The organism is Pseudomonas sp. YQ_6, assembly GCF_043103245.1.
GTDB lineage: Bacteria > Pseudomonadota > Gammaproteobacteria > Pseudomonadales > Pseudomonadaceae > Aquipseudomonas > Aquipseudomonas alloputida.
Map to the genome: position 1 here is coordinate 93,257 of NZ_JBICJR010000005.1, position 16,345 is coordinate 109,601.

Below are 16,345 nucleotides of genomic sequence, written 5' to 3' on the forward strand. Positions count from 1 at the left end.
GATTCACCGGGCCTTGCGCCGATACGGAAACACATCGATCACTTTCCCTTCACGTATCGCCGCCTGCAGCCCCTTCCAGTAATCCGCGTCATACAGTTCCCCATGCAAGCGGCTGAACAACCGCCGCTGGCCCATATCGGCAAACAGAAACGGCGGAAACTCTTCGGGAAACACATCATGCGGCCCGATCGAGTACCACGGCTCGCCCGACATTTCGTCCTCCGGGTAACGCGGTGGCGGGATGTGGCGGAAATTCACCTCGGTCAGAAAGCTGATTTCGTCATAGTCGTAAAACACTACCCGGCCATGACGGGTCACACCAAAGTTCTTCAGCAACATGTCGCCGGGGAAGATGTTCGCCGCCGCCAACTGCTTGATGGCCAGGCCGTAGTCCTCCAGCGCCTCCAGCACCTGGCCCTCGGTGGCCTGCTCCAGGTACAGGTTCAACGGCGTCATGCGCCGCTCGGTCCAACAGTGGCGAATCAGCACCGTGTCGCCCTCCAGCGCCACCGTCGACGGTGCCACCTCCAGCAACTCGGCCAGGCAATCCGGCTCGAACTTGCTGCGCGGAAAGCGAAAATCGGCAAACTCCTGGGTGTCGGCCATACGCCCCACCCGGTCGACGCTCTTCACCAGCCGGTACTTGTCGATCACCGTGGCGCGGTCCACGGTTTTCGATGGCGAGAAGCGGTCCTTGATGATCTTGAACACGGTATTGAAGCCGGGCAAGGTGAACACGCTCATGACCATGCCCCGCACCCCTGGCGCCATGACAAAGCGGTCATCACTGCTGGCCAGGTGGTTGATCAGTGCGCGGTAGAACTCCGACTTGCCCTGCTTGTAGAACCCGATCGAGGTATACAGCTCGGCAATGTGCTTGCCCGGCAGGATGCGCTTGAGGAAATTGACGAACTCGGCGGGCACCGGGACATCGGCCATGAAGTAAGAGCGGGTGAACGAAAAGATGATCGACACCTCGGCCTCGTCGGTGATCAGTGCATCGGCCTCGATGCCGTGGCCCTCGCGGTGCAACAAGGGAATCACCAACGGCCACTGCTCATCGCTGTTGTACAGGCGGCCGACCAGATAGGCCCCCTTGTTGCGGTAAAGCACGGGTACAAACAGCTCCACGGCCAGCGCCGGGTCCTTGCACACCCAGTCGGGCAGGCATTCGCGCAGTTGTTCTTCCAGCCGCGCCAGGTCGCCTTCCAGGTCGCCATAAGGCATGTCGAACGGGTAATCGGCGAACACCGCACGCAGCAAGTTCCTGAGACTGCCGTCAAGCCGATAGGTACGGGTTTGCGCGGCGCGCTCGCGGCCGCGCATGGAAGGCCGGGTAGTGTGGATGAACATGCAGCCGTCGCTGATCAGGTCATGGCTGAACAGGCTGCAAAACAGCGAGTTGTACCAGGTCTCTGCCAACTCGTCGTCCAGGCGGGGGTCAATCAGGTGGATATAGGCGTTTTTCACCAGAGGCCACTGTTCCACGTCCAGCAGCACCTCTGCGGCAAAGGCCTGGCGCAGCCAACCGTTGACTTCGGCGACTTTCTCTTCATAGAGATTGATGCGGGCAGCGGCGGCCTGCTGAATATCCTGCCAACGCGCCTGCTCGAAGCGCTGGCGAGCACCAAGGGTGATGCGCTGGAAATGATCGCGGTAGTCGTCGAAGCCGGCGAGGATCATCCGGGCGATTTCGACAGCGGGCCAGGGCTGGGACATGCGTGGTGCCTCGGAGCTGGGATTGAGTACAGAGCTTAGCCGCCCTTGGCTTCATGGGTTACTGCCATTGAAGGCCAGAGCTGTAGTTGCAGCTGCCTTGCCCAGAGCCCCGCAGCCCCAAGAGGAATTACACAGCAAGAAAGCACAAGAATCCCCCCGCCCCCTGGCGTACACTCGCGCCCCTGCCTTACCTCCGGAGACCGTTGTGAGCCCCATCGCCCTAGCCCGCCTGCTGACCCTTGCCGCCGTCTGGGGAGCGAGTTTCCTGTTCATGCGCATCATCGCCCCCGAACTGGGTACGGTGCCGACCGCGTTCTTCCGGGTCTCCATCGCCTGCCTGGGCCTGATCGTGATACTGGCCGCCGCCCGTGTGCGCTGGGACTTCCAGGGCAAGCTCGGCGCGTGCCTGGTGCTGGGCATGATCAACTCCGGCATCCCCGCCACCTTCTACTCGGTGGCGGCCCAGGTGCTGCCGGCCGGCTATTCGGCAATCTTCAACGCCACCACCCCGTTGATGGGCGTGCTGGTCGGCGTACTGTTCTTCCGCGAGCCAATGACCCTGGCCAAACTCTGCGGCATCTTCCTTGGCCTGTTCGGCGTCGGCATCCTTAGCGGCGCCGGCCCGGTGGCACTGGACATGGCCCTGCTGCAAGGCGCCCTCGCCTGCCTGGCGGCCACCACCTGCTACGGCTTTGCCGGGTTCCTCGCCCGCCGCTGGATCAGTGGCCTGGACAGCCGTCTTTCCGCGCTGGGCAGCATGCTCGGCGCAACGCTCATGCTGACCCCGCTGTTCGGCTGGAGCGCACTCACCCAACCACCCGCCAGCTGGGGGGGCTGGGAGGTGTGGTTGTCGTTGCTGGGGCTGGGTTTGCTGTGCACCGCCTTTGCCTACATCCTGTACTTCCGCCTACTGGCCGAGATCGGACCGGTCAAAGCCAGTACCGTGACCTTCCTGATCCCGGTATTCGGCGTATTGTGGGGGGCATGGCTGCTGGATGAGCCGTTGTCGATGGCGCACCTATACGGCGGCCTGCTGATTGGCCTGGCCTTGTGGCTGGTGCTGCGCCCGGCGCGCAGCTGAAGCGGAGTACGGCATGAACAGCGCGTACAAAAAGGTCCTGTTCCGCCTGGAACAGGACGAGAACGGCTACCCACCGGCCTCGGTCGAGGGCCTGTGGGCCAAGGCTGTGGAAGGCGGCTATGCCATCGACAACATACCCTTCCATGTCTATGGCATCGCCCCGGGCGACGTGATCGACACTCGCGAGGAAGCAGGCGAAACCTGGTTCGCAGAACTGCGCCACAGCAGCGGCAGCTCGGTGTTCCGGGTGGTCGTCAAACCACCGGAAACCCTCGACCAGGTACGCGCAGCATTGCTGGATTTCGGCTGCGCCTGTGAAACCGAACAAGCAGTGAAGATGTTGGCGGTCGAGGTCCCGCCGCAACGCTCGCTCGATACCCTGCTCTACTACCTGCTCACCCAGCGCGAAGCCGGCCTGCTGGACTTCGAGGAAGGCGTGTTGCGCCACGCCATCCCCGAAGAGTTCCGCTAGGGCCTACGCTTCCGCCAGGCCCGCGGCGGGCTTGCGAAACACGAACAGCAGCCCTACCACGATCAGCCCCATGCCCAGCAGGCTGAGCGGTGCCAGGCGGTTACCGAAGATCAGCAAGTCCATCACCGCAGTCACTGCCGGCACCAGGTAGAACAGGCTGGTGACATTGACCAGGTTGCCCTTGGCGATCAGCCGGTACAGCAGCAAGGTTGCCAGCAGCGAGACCACCAGGCCCATCCACAGCAGCGCACCGACGAAGCTGCCGGTCCACTCGACATGAAGCGGTTGCAGAGGTGCGAACAGCGCGCACATGGCAAAGCCGGCCAGGTACTGCAGCGGCAGTGTGCCCATGGGGTTGTCGGTAATGCGCTTCTGCAGGATCGAGCCAAAGGTCATGCTGACCAGCGCCAGCAGGGCGAACAGCATGCCCGCCAGCGATACCCCGCCCAGGTTGATGCCCTGGTAGACCACCATGATCAAGCCGCCCAACCCCAAACCCAGGCCGAACAAACGGCTCCAGGAGCGCTGGCGTTCCATCAGCACCACGGTGAGGATCGGTTGTACCCCCATCACCGTGGCCATGACACCGGGGGTGACATGGGTATCAAGCGCCAACAGATAAAAGATCTGATAGGCACCGAGCAGCACACACCCTGTACCAAGGGCGCGCAGAATGCTCCCGCGAGTACGCGGCCAGCGCAGCCCTAGCAACGGGCCGATCAGCAACAGGCCAGCCAGGGCCAGCGCCGAGCGCAACAGCAGGAAGGCGAACGGGCTGGCATGCGCCAGGCCGAGCTTGGAGACGATCGCCCCGCTGCTCCACAGCAGGACGAACAGGCAGGTAGTGGCCGCAGAGGCCACGGACGTTTTGGTAAAGACAGACATGAATTGCCACCTGATAGTAGGCAGATAAGCCAAACGGACGGCGTGCGCTTCAACGTGAGCAGTGGCCGACCGTGTTCAGTAGGTTGCGCGTGTGAAGGGGTACGGCAAGAAGCCGATCAGCCCAGCACGACCACGCAATGAGGCGGAGCTACGCCGCCTACGACGCCACTGACAGGTGGTGGGGAGTGACAGATCATGACCGGCTGCTGGCTACCACGCACGACCATGCCCGCGACTGGCGCGATGGCAAAGCGTGTGGTGGAAGGGATGGCGGGCATGACAGGGTTCTTTGCAGAAGTGAATGTTCTGGAATATAGCGAGTGATTCTTCGCAGCACAACCCCGCTTCCACGCGCGCGCCCTCGTCCTTGAAGGATGAGGCGCACAGGTGGCAGCGGGCTGGCCCCGCAAAGATGCCGGTTAGACCAGAAAAAATCAGAACAACCAGCGATACAACAGATACGCCACCACCACCGCCAGTACCGGCCGCAGCACGCGGTAAGCCTTGGGGTTGGCGCGCTTGAACTGCTTCACGTGGTTGCTGATCCTGTTGCTGAAGCGCTTGCTCCAGGCGTACGCCTGGTTGATCCCGCCCACGCGCTCGTCGTCGGTGTTCTGCGGCGCGGTGGCGCGGCCGAGGAAGGCACTGACCTTACGGTTGATGCGCGTCATCAGCGGGCTACTCAGCGGGCGCTCGATGTCGCAGAACAGGATCACGCGGGTAACGTCGGTTTCGTTCTTGACCCAGTGCACGTAGGTTTCGTCGAACATCACGTCTTCGCCATCACGCCAGGCGTACTGCTCACCGTCCACGTAGATGCGGCATGCGTCGGAGTTGGGCGTGGACAGCCCCAGGTGATAACGCAGCGAGCCTGCGAACGGGTCGCGGTGCGGGTTCAGGTGGCTGCCGCCGGGCAGCAGGGCAAACATTGCGCCCTTGACATTGGGGATGCGGCTGACCAGCTCGACAGTGCGCGGGCACAGGGTTTGCGCCGAAGGCAGAGGTTTGTCGTACCACTTCAGGTAAAAGCGCTTCCAGCCCTTCTTGAAGAACGAACCGAAGCCGGCGTCGTTATCTTTCTCAGCGGCACGGATATAGCCTTCGTCGAACAGGCGCATGGCCTCTTCGCGGATTTCCTGCCAGTTGTCCTTCAATACGTCCAGCTCGGGGAAGCGCTGGCGATCCAGGTAGGGCTTGGACGGCACGCCGGAAAACAGGTACATCAACGCGTTGTAGGGGGCGAACAGCGCCGAATGGTTGACGAACTGGCGCAACACCGGCAAGCGGGCCTTGCCACGCAAGTGCACGAACAGCACGCTGCCGAAAAACACCAGCAAGACACCCGCCTTGGCTGCAAAGGAAAAGGTCATGCTTTCACTCCTTGAGGAAGAGTCAGGGCTGCGCTGCCTGCTCTCCAGAAAATCATCCTGCCATCATAAACCGATCCCGCCGCGGTAAAAACAACCCGGGCGGGATCGCATTCATGAAGATTTTGCAATAAACCAGGCCGCCGATTGTTGCGCCGGATCAGCGGCAAGGCCGATTACTGCTGGTTTTCCTGCTCGCTGAACATGTCGCTGAACAGCATGCTCGACAAATATCGCTCGCCCGAATCGGGCAGGATTACGACGATGGTCTTACCCTGCATTTCCGGTTTTTCGGCCAGGCGCACAGCTGCCGCCATTGCCGCACCGCAGGAAATACCACAAAGGATGCCCTCTTCCTGCATCAGGCGAATCGCCATGGCCTTGGACTCTTCGTCGGTCACCGTCACCACTTGGTCGACGATCGACAGGTCGAGGTTTTTCGGCACGAAGCCAGCGCCGATGCCCTGGATTTTGTGCGGGCTGGGCTTGAGTTCTTCGCCGGCCAGGGTCTGGCTGATCAGCGGCGATGCCACAGGCTCCACTGCCACCGACAGGATGGCCTTGCCCTGGGTATGTTTGATGTAACGCGACACGCCAGTAATGGTACCGCCAGTGCCGACGCCCGCCACCAGCACGTCGATGGTGCCGTCCGTGTCGTTCCAGATCTCAGGGCCGGTGGTTTTCTCGTGAATGGCCGGGTTGGCCGGGTTTTCGAACTGGCCCGGCAGGAAGTACTGCTCCGGGTCGGAGGCAACGATTTCGTTGGCCTTCTCGATGGCGCCCTTCATGCCCTTGGCCGGATCGGTCAATACCAGCTCGGCGCCTAGTGCCTTCAGCACCTTGCGGCGCTCCAGGCTCATCGAGGCAGGCATGGTCAGCATCAGCTTGTAGCCGCGGGCGGCGGCGACGAAAGCCAGGCCGATACCGGTGTTGCCCGAGGTGGGCTCGACGATGGTCATGCCCGGTTTGAGCTTGCCGCTGCTCTCGGCGTCCCAGACCATGTTCGCGCCAATGCGGCATTTGACCGAGTACCCGGGGTTGCGCCCTTCGATCTTGGCCAGAATGGTCACACCGCGCGGGGCGATGCGGTTGATCTGCACCAGCGGCGTGTTACCGATGGAGTGGGCGTTGTCTGCAAAGATACGGCTCATGGCAGGGGTCCTTGGCATGAAAAAGCAGGGAAATGCCTCAAGGGTAAGCCTGCGGGGGTGGCCCGTAAAGCCTGTTCGAACTCAGCCCGGCACGTTGCGGTCAACCGCACATCCCGCCCTTGGAGACAGCCTCATGAAAGCCCGCTATCGCTGGCCGCTGGTCGGCATGGCCAGCCTGATCGTGCTGCTGGTGGCGCTGCACCTGGCCCTGCCCTACCTGGTGCGCGACTACCTCAACGACAAGCTGGCCGACATGGGTGACTACCGCGGCCAGGTAGCCGACGTGGACCTGGCCTGGTGGCGCGGTGCCTATCAGATAAACGGGCTGAAAATCGTCAAGACCACCGGCAAGGTGCCCGTACCGTTTCTCGACGCACCACTGATCGACCTCTCGGTGAGCTGGCATTCGTTGTGGTACGACAAGGCAGTGGTGGCGGAGGTGACCTTCGTGCATCCCGAGCTGAATTTTGTCGACGGTGGTAGCAAACAGGCGTCGCAGACCGGCCAAGGGACCGACTGGCGCCAGCAGCTGGAAAAACTCCTGCCCATCACCCTCAACGAAGTGCGTATCGACAATGGTGTGCTGACGTTCCGCAACTTCAATTCCAAGCCACCGGTCGACCTCAAGGCCACCCGGTTGAACGCCAGCATCCGCAACCTGACCAACGTGCGCGACCAGCAAGGCCGTCGCGATGCAAGTTTCGAGGGTACGGCGCTCATCGCGGGGGATGCGAAGGTAGAAAGCCGTGCCACCTTCGACCCTTTCAGTGATTTCGACGACTTCGAATTCAGGCTTCGCGCCACCGGCATCGAGCTGCGCAAACTGAATGACTTTGCCAGCGCCTACGGCAAATTCGACTTCAATGCTGGGCACGGTGACGTGGTCATCGAGGCCCAGGCAGAAAACGGCCGGCTGAACGGCTACATAAAACCGCTGCTGCGCGATGTCGACGTGTTCGACTGGCAACAGGACGTCGAGGAAAAGGACAAGGGTTTCTTCCGCTCGGTGTGGGAGGCACTGGTGGGTGCGACCGAGACGGTGCTGAAGAACCAGCCGAAAAACCAGTTCGCCACTCGGGTGGAACTCAGCGGCAGTGTGCGCAAGCAGGATGTCAGTGCCTTCGAGGCATTCTTGCAGATCCTGCGCAACGGGTTTGTCCAGGCATTCAATGCGCGCTATGAGCAACCAGCCCCGAAGTCTGACTGAGACAGCGTGACGGGGCATTCAGGGACTGAATACCCGGTCTGCGTTTGCAGCCGCCTGGCCCCGCGTTATAGTCGGAAACAAATCCAGATTATGTGCTGCCTGTTCGGGCCTCTTCGCGGGTAAACCCGCTCCTACAACCTAATTAGGCGCGGGTTTACCCGCGAAGAGGCCCGCAAAGCCCTAAACAGAGGACAACCCCCCATGAAGTTCGAAGGCACCCGCGACTACGTCGCCACAGACGACCTGAAACTGGCGGTAAACGCGGCCATTACCCTCGAACGCCCGCTGTTGGTCAAGGGCGAACCGGGCACCGGCAAAACCATGCTCGCCGAGCAGTTGGCGGCCTCGTTCGGGGCGCGCCTGATCACCTGGCACATCAAATCCACCACCAAGGCCCACCAGGGGCTCTATGAGTACGACGCGGTCAGCCGCCTGCGCGACTCGCAGCTGGGCGTGGACAAGGTGCACGATGTGCGCAACTACCTGAAAAAGGGCAAGCTCTGGGAGGCCTTCGAGGCCGACGAGCGGGTCATCCTGCTGATCGACGAAATCGACAAGGCCGATATCGAATTCCCCAACGACCTGCTGCAAGAACTCGACAAGATGGAGTTCTACGTCTACGAAATCGACGAGACCATCAAGGCCAAACAGCGTCCGATCATCATCATTACCTCGAACAACGAAAAAGAGCTGCCGGACGCCTTCCTGCGCCGCTGCTTCTTCCACTACATCGCCTTCCCCGACCGCACTACCCTGCAGCAGATTGTCGACGTGCACTACCCGAACATCAGCCAGTCGCTGGTCAGCGAGGCGCTGGATGTATTCTTCGACGTGCGCAAGGTGCCGGGCCTGAAGAAAAAGCCGTCCACCTCCGAGCTGGTCGACTGGCTCAAGCTGCTGATGGCCGACAACATCGGTGAAGCGGTGCTGCGCGAACGCGATCCGACCAAGGCCATCCCGCCGCTGGCCGGTGCGCTGGTAAAAAACGAGCAGGATGTACAACTGCTCGAGCGCCTGGCCTTCATGAGCCGGCGCGGCAACCGCTGACAGGAGCAGGGCCATGCTGCTCAATCTGTTCAATGAGATGCGTGCGGCCAAGGTGCCGGTTTCGGTGCGTGAACTGCTCGACCTGCACCAGGCCTTGCAAAAGCGCGTGGTGTTCGCCGACATGGACGAGTTCTACTACCTCGCCCGCGCCATCCTGGTGAAGGATGAACGCCACTTCGACAAGTTCGACCGTGCCTTCGCAGCCTATTTCAAGGGCCTGGAAAACCTTGACCGGCACATTGAGGCACTGATCCCAGAAGACTGGCTGCGCAAGGAATTCGAGCGCTCGCTGACCGATGAAGAACGCGCGCAGATCCAGTCGCTCGGCGGCCTGGACAAGCTTATCGAGGCCTTCAAGCAGCGCCTCGAAGAGCAGAAGGAACGCCACGCTGGCGGCAACAAGTGGATTGGTACCGGCGGCACCAGCCCATTCGGCTCGGGCGGCTTCAACCCCGAGGGCATCCGCGTTGGTGAGGCCGGCAAGCGCCAGGGCAAGGCGGTAAAAGTCTGGGACCAACGCGAGTACAAGAACCTCGACGACCAGGTCGAGCTTGGCACCCGCAACATCAAGCTGGCCCTGCGCCGGCTGCGCAAGTTCGCCCGCGAAGGCGCCGCCGAAGAGCTGGACATCGACGGCACCATCGACCACACCGCGCGTGATGCCGGGTTGCTGAACATCCAGATGCGCCCCGAGCGGCGCAACACCGTGAAGCTGCTGTTGCTGTTCGACATTGGCGGTTCGATGGATGCCCACGTCAAAGTCTGCGAAGAGCTGTTCTCGGCCTGCAAGACCGAGTTCAAGCACCTGGAGTATTACTATTTCCACAATTGCGTTTATGAGTCGGTGTGGAAGAACAACCTGCGCCGCACGTCCGAACGTTTTTCCACCTTCGACCTGCTGCACAAGTACGGCGATGACTACAAGGTGGTGTTCGTCGGTGACGCGGCCATGGCGCCCTACGAGATCACCCAGCCGGGTGGCAGCGTGGAGCACTGGAACGAAGAAGCCGGGTATGTGTGGATCCAGCGTTTCATGGAAAAGTTCAGGAAGGTCATCTGGATCAACCCGTACCCCAAGCAGGCCTGGGAGTACACCGCCTCGACCCATCTGGTGCGCGACCTGATCGAGGACAAGATGTATCCGCTGACCCTGCAAGGGTTGGAGGACGGGATGCGCTACCTGTCCAAGTAACATCGCCGTCAAGGCATGCACAGCACGTGTGTAGGAGCGGGTTCACCCGCGAAGAGGCCGCCCGCTCTACCGCCAACGGTTCAGGTAATCCTGCTGCTCTCGCCAGGCCTCGTCCTGCACCACCGCCCTGAACCGCACCACCGCCCCCGGCATGCACTGCGCCAGTTGCGCCAGCGCCAGCGGCGTCAGCGCGCCCAGCCGCGGGTACCCACCAATGGTCTGCCGGTCATTGAGCAATACGATCGGCTGCCCGTCCGGCGGCACCTGTACCGCCCCCAGCGGGATCCCTTCGGAGATCATCGGCGCGCCTTGGTACACCAGCTGCGGCCCTAACAACCGGATGCCCATGCGGTCGGCCCGGCTGTCCAGCGTCCACTCCCGGTTGAATGCCTCGAACAAGCTGGTACCGCTGAATTCACCGATCTGCGCGCCCATCACCAGGTCCAGCACCGGCTTTTGGGCGAACTGCGGGCACAACGCTTGCGGCACTTCGCGCAGGGGGGCATTGCCACCGGTAAAAGCCAATGCCTGGTGTTTAGCCAGCGCAGCACCCTGGCCATCGATGCCACCCAGTGCTTCACGTACCACGGTGGCACAGCTGCCCAGTACATCCTCGCCCAGAAACCCACCCGGTGCCGCCAAATACGCCCGCACACCGACTTTGGGCTGCTTCAGGGTCAAGCGCTGCCCCTTGGCCAGGGCAAAGCTGCGCCATGGCGCCAGGGGCTGATCATCGACACACGCATCCAGGTCGGCACCGGCCAGGGCCAGCACGCAATCCTGTTCGGCCACCACGCAAAAACCACCCAGCGCCACCTCGACCACCGGCGCCCCCAACGGGTTGCCCAGCAGCCAGTTGGCCCAGTGCATCGCCACCCAGTCCAGCGCCCCGCCCTGGGTCACGCCAAGGTGGCGCACGCCAAAGCGCCCGGCATCCTGTAACTGGCACAACGGCGTACTGGCCTCGATCATCAACTGCTTCATCCCTGCGCCTCCACATCACCACCCATGGCCAGGAATTCGCTGCGCGAAACCGGCACGAAGCGCACACGGTCACCGGGTTGCAAGAGGCTGTAACCCTCACGTTCACGGTCGAACAACCGCACCGGGGTGCGCCCGATCAGGTTCCAGCCACCCGGCGATACTGCCGGGTAGGCCGCCGTCTGGCGCTCGGCAATACCCACGCTGCCCGCCGCCACGCGCTTGCGCGGGGTACTCAGACGAGGGCTGGCCAGGCGCTCGTCGACCAGGCCCATGAAGCCGAAACCAGGCGCGAAGCCCAGGGCAAACACCGGGTAATCACGTTCACCGTGCAAGCGAACAATCTCGGCTTCACTCAAGCCGCTGCGTGCCGCCAGCACAGGCAGCTCGGGGCCGACACTGACGTCATACCACACCGGGATCTCGTGTCGGCGGCCGCCACTGCCGGTGTCAGGCTGCAAGCCCTCCAGCGCCTGAGCGATTCGCGCCCTGGCTTCGCCTGGCGGCAGGGCAGACTGCACCATCAGCGTGGTATAGGACGGCACCAGGTCCAGCAAATGCTCGCCGAACGCCGCGCTCAAGCACCGGCTGGCGGCGAGCATCCATGGCATGTTGGCCTCATCGATACGGTCGAACAGGCGTACCATCAGGCTGTCGATGGCGACCACTTCGATTCGCGGCTTCATCACACCTCCAGCCCATCGAGGGCTTGGCGAATCTGCCGCACCGCCGCCACCGAACTGTCGTTGTCGCCATGCACGCAGAGGGTGCTGGCGGCAAGCTGCAAGGCACTGCCATCGTCAGCCAATAGCGTTTCGCCTCGGGCCAGACGCACCGCCTGCTCCACCACCCGCGCCGGGTCGTGATGCACCGCACCCGGCAGGCGCCGCGACAGCAGATGGCCGCTGGCGGTGTATGCGCGGTCTGCGAACGCCTCGAACCACAGCGGCACGCCGATTTCATCGCCCAGTGCCTGGGCGGCACGGTTGTCGGCGGTGGCCATCAGCATCAATGGCAGGTTGCTGTCATAGGCCGCTACGGCCTCCAGCACGGTACGCAACTTGAGCGGGTCGGCCATCATGTCGTTGTACAGCGCGCCATGCGGCTTCACATAGGCCACGCGACCACCCAGCACTTTGCAGATGCCATCCAGCGCACCGATCTGATAATGCAGCAGGTCACGGACTTCTTCCGGGCTGCAGGCCATGGAGCGGCGGCCGAAGCCGACCAGGTCCGGGTAGGCCGGATGAGCGCCGATAGTCACCCCGTGCTCCAGCGCCAGGGCCACGGTGCGGCGCATGATGCCGGGGTCGCCGGCGTGGTAGCCGCAGGCGATGTTGGCGCAATCGATGTAAGGCATGACCTCGGCATCCAGGCCCATGCGCCAGCTGCCAAAACTCTCGCCCATGTCGCAATTGAGTAGCAGGCGTTCCACCACGCAATCTCCCTTGTCGTTGTGCATATGCCTACCTTACCGCGCCTGCAGCTGTTTGCCGCGTGTTTCCGGCAAGCTCAAGGCCGCCACGATCACAATGCCGTAGGACACCGCAGAAAACACGCCGATGCCCAAACCCAGCGGAACGTTCTGGCCGAGCATGCCAATCATCAACGGAAACAGCGCGGCAATGACCTTGCCGATGTTGTAACAGAAGCCCTGCCCCGAACCCCGAATGCGCGTGGGGAACAGTTCGGTCAGAAACGCCCCCATGCCGCTGAAGATACCCGAGGCGAAGAAGCCCAACGGGAGGCCCAGCCACAGCATCACGCCATCGCTGACCGGCATCTGCGTGTACAACAGCACAATGACGAAAGAGCCCACGGCGAACAGGATGAAGTTCTTCTTGCGCCCCAGCAGGTCGGACAGATAAGCACTGACCACATAGCCCATGTACGAGCCGACGATCACCATGGCCAGATAGCCACCCGTGCCCAGCACACTCAGGCCGCGTTCGTTCTTCAGGAAGGTTGGCAGCCACGAGGTGATGGCGTAGTAACCGCCGAGCGCGCCGGTGGTCAGCAGGGATGCCCGCACGGTGGTCCAGAGCATGCCCGGGGCGAAGATTTCGTAGAAGCGCGAAGGTGCCTCGGCGTTTTCCACTGCCTTGGCCTTACGATAGACCTCAGGGTCCTTGACCAGGCGGCGAACGAAGATCACGAAGATTGCCGGTACCAGCCCCAGCAGGAACAACGCACGCCAGGCCTGCTCTGCCGGCAGCCAGGAGAACAGCAGCGCATAGAGGATGGCCGTGAGGCCCCAGCCGATTGCCCAGCCGGACTGCACCATGCCCACCGCCTTGCCGCGGTCCTGGGCGCGGATCACCTCGCCGATCAACACTGCACCGGCGGTCCACTCGCCACCGAAGCCAAAGCCCATCAGGGTTCGGGCAATCAGCAATTGCTCGTAGTTCTGAGCGAAGCCACACAGGAAGGTGAAGAAGGCGAACCACAACACCGTCAGTTGCAGGGTACGCACCCGGCCGATGCGGTCGGAGAGGATACCGGCCACCCAGCCTCCTACAGCCGAGGCGATCAGCGTGCTGGTGTGGATCAACCCGGCTTCAGTGGTGGTGATACCCCACAGCATGATCAGCGTAGGGATGACGAAACTGAGCATCTGTGTGTCCATGCCGTCCAGGCCATAGCCAATCTTGCAACTCCAGAAGGTACGTCGTTGCTGTTTGTCGATGTCGCGGTACCAGGCGAAAGGCCCGGACGAAGGGAGGGTACTGACCTGCTGCTGCACGCCGGTGGGGTTCATGGATGCCTCGGCTTGTTGGTATTGTTTTATGGGCGACATGAAGCGTCGCGGCCTGGGCGCCATTGTTCAGAGGCCGCCTCGCCTGCGTCCAACGAAAAAAACCGCCGGTCTGGAACAAGAAAAACTGATCATGAACCTTCGCTTCCTCGAAACCTTCGTCTGGGTCGCCCGGCTGAAGAGCTTCCGCCTGACGGCAGAAAAGCTGTTCACCACCCAGGCTTCGGTATCCAGCCGCATTGCCGCACTGGAGGCCGACCTGGGCGTGAAACTGCTGCTGCGCGACTCCCGCGGCGTCAGCCTGACCCCGGAAGGCGGCAAGGTGCTGGAATACGCCGAACGCATGCTGGAAACCGCCAAGGCCATGAAGCAGTCGCTGGACAGCGACCGGGCCAAGGTCGGGCGCATTCGCATCGGGGTGATGGATACTGTGATCCACACCTGGATGAGCGCGCTGGTGGCGGAGCTGACCGAGCGCTACCCGCAGGTGGAAATCGAACTGGTGGCCGACACCGCGCTGAACTTGCGCGAGCAGCTGCAGAAGGGCTTTCTGGACGTGATTTTGCAGACCGACTTGCTGCGCGAGCAATCGATCCGCAGCCTAGACCTGGCGCGCTACCCAATGGGCTGGGTGGTGGCCGCAGGCGCCCACCAGCACCGGGACTATGCGTCGCTGGCCGAACTTGGGCGCGAGCGCATCATCACCTTCTCGAAGAATTCACGGCCGCACCAGGAGGTGCTGAGCTTGCTGCAGGCTGCGGGGGCAGAGGCACCACGGTTGAATTGTGTGAACTCGGTGGCGGCGATTACCCGGCTGTTGCGCGACGGCTTTGGCATTGGCGCGCTACCGCCGGCGCTGGTGGATGCCGAGTTGGGCCGGGGCGAGCTGGTGCTGCTGGAAGGGTTGCAGCCGCCGCCGAGCCTTGAGCTGGTGGTGGCGTGGCAGACCGGGGTGGCGTTGGTCGATGAGGTGGTTGGGGTTTGCCGGCAGGTGTTGGAGCGGTATGCGCGGGATGTGGGGGGGCAGCGGATTGTGCTGGTCTGACCAACAGTCTTTGCCTGTACCGGCCCTTTCGCGGGCTCGCCCGCTCCCACAGGATCATCACAGGCCTGGCGGGCCAGGTTGTACCTGGGGGAGCGGGCAAGCCCGCGAAAGGGCCGGTACAGGTACAGCAGAACTTAGCGCCAGCTCTCTTTCACCACCCTGCGCCGCCCGCCCAGGATCAGCCAGCCAATCCCCAACAACAGGCTTTCGACCACAAAGGCCAGCACAAAACCGGCACCCACACCCCAGCCAATCGCCTCGGGCACCAGCAGAATCTGGTAGCTGTAGCCATTGAGGGTTTCTTCACGTAACTGCGGGTCGGCCTGTACCAGCACATGCCAGGTACGCTCGGCCCATGACCCTTGCAGCACCTGCCATTCGTTTTCCAGCAATTCGTTGCGGATCATCAGGCTTTCGATGCTGTTGGCGTCACTGTTGAACACCGGATCGTCGCTGCTGCGGTAGTGCTGCAGCAGCGCCTGCAAGTCGCCCTTGAAAAAGCGCTCGGCCGTTTGCCGGAACCCATCGAGCGCCTCGCGCGATTCGAACAGGTGCGCCTCGACCCGCAGGCTATAGTCCTTGACCAGCCCCGGGACCTGGATACCGGCCAGCAGGCCGAAGGTGAACAACAGCAATCGCAGGTAACTTCTGAACATGCAGCGTCCTTAGCTCTGGCCGTGCGCCACGCACTCTCCGTGCCGCCACAGGGCCCACTGACCCGGCGCGTAGCGGTGCCAGGTCTCGTTCTCGGTCAGGGCCTCGGTGGCAATCACCGTGACCACGTCGTTGGGGGTGGTTTCGGTATGAAAATCGACGATCAGGTCGACATCCTTCAACCGTGCGGCACCGAATGGCGCACGGCGGGTAATGTGCACCAGCTTGGTCGAGCAAAAGCAGAACAGCCAGTCGCCATCGCTGAGCATGCAGTTGAACACGCCCTGACCACGGTAGCCGGCACAGGCATCGACCAGCACTGGCAGCAGCTGTTCCACCGGCACCGGTTCGGGGAAGGCGCTGCGGATGCGGTTGAGCAGGTCGCAGAAGGCCGCTTCGCTGTCGGTGTCGCCCACTGGCCGGTAGAAACTGGCCAGGCCCTTGAAGTCACCCAACTGGCCGTTGTGCGCGAAGCACCAGTTGCGGCCCCACATTTCCCGCACGAACGGGTGGGTATTGGACAGGCACACCCTGCCGACGTTGGCCTGACGGATATGACCGATCACCACTTCGCTTTTGATCGGGTAGCGCTGCACGAGGTTGGCCACTTCCGACTCGCTGCTCGCGGCCGGGTCCTGGAACAGGCGCAGGCCGCGGCCTTCGTAAAAGCCAATCCCCCAGCCGTCACGGTGCGGGCCGGTACGCCCGCCCCGCTGCATCAGGCCGGTGAAGCTGAAAACGATGTCGGTAGGGACGTTGGCACTCATGCCCAGCAGTTCGCACATAGGC

At 62.6% G+C, this 16,345-nt stretch carries 17 protein-coding genes; 6 read left to right on the top strand and 11 right to left on the bottom strand.

The annotated features are described in order from the left end of the window. Positions 1-3 precede the first annotated feature (3 nt). Entirely contained in the window at positions 4-1,719 is a 1,716-nt protein-coding gene (gene aceK, locus ACF8FG_RS01155) for a bifunctional isocitrate dehydrogenase kinase/phosphatase (RefSeq protein ID WP_010955236.1), read from the bottom strand. A gap of 205 nt (positions 1,720-1,924) precedes the next feature. Here aceK and ACF8FG_RS01160 point away from each other — a divergent pair, with 205 nt between their 5' ends. Further along, positions 1,925-2,800, top strand: coding sequence for a DMT family transporter (locus ACF8FG_RS01160; protein ID WP_019436819.1), 876 nt, complete (start codon positions 1,925-1,927; stop codon positions 2,798-2,800). A 13-nt stretch (positions 2,801-2,813) separates the two neighbouring features. Further along, positions 2,814-3,272: a DUF4265 domain-containing protein gene (locus tag ACF8FG_RS01165; RefSeq protein WP_019436818.1), complete on the top strand. Its 459-nt coding sequence runs from the start codon at positions 2,814-2,816 to the stop codon at positions 3,270-3,272. 3 nt (positions 3,273-3,275) lie between these two features. On the opposite strand, the gene ACF8FG_RS01170 is transcribed toward ACF8FG_RS01165, so the two are convergent. From ACF8FG_RS01170 to cysK, 4 genes are all read right to left on the bottom strand, one after another. Then, positions 3,276-4,157, bottom strand: coding sequence for a DMT family transporter (locus ACF8FG_RS01170; protein ID WP_070383564.1), 882 nt, complete (start codon positions 4,155-4,157; stop codon positions 3,276-3,278). Positions 4,158-4,273: 116 nt separating this feature from the next. After that, positions 4,274-4,435: a hypothetical protein gene (locus ACF8FG_RS01175; RefSeq protein ID WP_154070663.1), complete on the bottom strand. Its 162-nt coding sequence runs from the start codon at positions 4,433-4,435 to the stop codon at positions 4,274-4,276. 156 nt (positions 4,436-4,591) lie between these two features. Then, a complete protein-coding gene (locus ACF8FG_RS01180; protein WP_014590045.1) occupies positions 4,592-5,527 on the bottom strand; it encodes an aspartyl/asparaginyl beta-hydroxylase domain-containing protein in 936 nt (311 codons plus the stop codon). A gap of 173 nt (positions 5,528-5,700) precedes the next feature. Then, positions 5,701-6,675: a cysteine synthase A gene (gene cysK, locus ACF8FG_RS01185; protein WP_070383563.1), complete on the bottom strand. Its 975-nt coding sequence runs from the start codon at positions 6,673-6,675 to the stop codon at positions 5,701-5,703. A gap of 133 nt (positions 6,676-6,808) precedes the next feature. Between cysK and ACF8FG_RS01190 the strand changes: the two genes are divergently transcribed. From ACF8FG_RS01190 to ACF8FG_RS01200, 3 genes are all read left to right on the top strand, one after another. Beyond that, positions 6,809-7,882: a DUF748 domain-containing protein gene (locus ACF8FG_RS01190; RefSeq protein WP_076402671.1), complete on the top strand. Its 1,074-nt coding sequence runs from the start codon at positions 6,809-6,811 to the stop codon at positions 7,880-7,882. Positions 7,883-8,083: 201 nt separating this feature from the next. Continuing rightward, positions 8,084-8,929, top strand: a complete 846-nt coding sequence (locus tag ACF8FG_RS01195; protein WP_003254658.1) for a MoxR family ATPase — start codon at positions 8,084-8,086, stop codon at positions 8,927-8,929. Between the two features lie 13 nt (positions 8,930-8,942). Then, positions 8,943-10,121, top strand: coding sequence for a VWA domain-containing protein (locus tag ACF8FG_RS01200; RefSeq protein WP_010955243.1), 1,179 nt, complete (start codon positions 8,943-8,945; stop codon positions 10,119-10,121). Positions 10,122-10,187: 66 nt separating this feature from the next. Here the strand turns inward: ACF8FG_RS01200 and ACF8FG_RS01205 are convergent, their stop codons facing one another. The 4 genes from ACF8FG_RS01205 to ACF8FG_RS01220 are packed head-to-tail and all read right to left on the bottom strand — an operon-like array spanning position 10,188 to position 13,860. Beyond that, on the bottom strand, positions 10,188-11,105 hold the full coding sequence (locus ACF8FG_RS01205; RefSeq protein ID WP_014590042.1) for a biotin-dependent carboxyltransferase family protein: 918 nt from the start codon (positions 11,103-11,105) through the stop codon (positions 10,188-10,190). Beyond that, positions 11,102-11,788, bottom strand: a complete 687-nt coding sequence (gene pxpB, locus ACF8FG_RS01210) for a 5-oxoprolinase subunit PxpB (protein WP_014590041.1) — start codon at positions 11,786-11,788, stop codon at positions 11,102-11,104. Before pxpB ends, ACF8FG_RS01205 begins: the two co-directional genes overlap by 4 nt. Next, a complete protein-coding gene (locus ACF8FG_RS01215; protein ID WP_019436814.1) occupies positions 11,788-12,564 on the bottom strand; it encodes a 5-oxoprolinase subunit PxpA in 777 nt (258 codons plus the stop codon). The genes pxpB and ACF8FG_RS01215 overlap by 1 nt, the downstream gene beginning before the upstream one ends. 9 nt (positions 12,565-12,573) lie before the next feature. Beyond that, positions 12,574-13,860, bottom strand: a complete 1,287-nt coding sequence (locus tag ACF8FG_RS01220; protein ID WP_010955247.1) for an MFS transporter — start codon at positions 13,858-13,860, stop codon at positions 12,574-12,576. 130 nt (positions 13,861-13,990) lie between these two features. Between ACF8FG_RS01220 and ACF8FG_RS01225 the strand changes: the two genes are divergently transcribed. Beyond that, positions 13,991-14,902 carry a LysR family transcriptional regulator gene (locus ACF8FG_RS01225; RefSeq protein ID WP_003254668.1) on the top strand — a complete coding sequence of 304 codons (912 nt, stop codon included), beginning with the start codon at positions 13,991-13,993 and terminating at the stop codon, positions 14,900-14,902. Positions 14,903-15,036: 134 nt separating this feature from the next. Here ACF8FG_RS01225 and ACF8FG_RS01230 read toward each other — a convergent pair whose 3' ends face one another. Together ACF8FG_RS01230 and ACF8FG_RS01235 are read right to left on the bottom strand one after the other, a co-directional pair. Continuing rightward, the gene (locus tag ACF8FG_RS01230) at positions 15,037-15,558 is read right to left on the bottom strand and encodes a DUF2937 family protein (RefSeq protein WP_014590038.1); all 522 of its coding nucleotides are present in this window, start codon (positions 15,556-15,558) and stop codon (positions 15,037-15,039) included. 9 nt (positions 15,559-15,567) lie between these two features. Continuing rightward, complete coding sequence (locus ACF8FG_RS01235; RefSeq protein ID WP_014590037.1) at positions 15,568-16,341, bottom strand: class II glutamine amidotransferase; 774 nt, start codon at positions 16,339-16,341, stop codon at positions 15,568-15,570. Between the last annotated feature and the right edge of the window lie 4 nt (positions 16,342-16,345).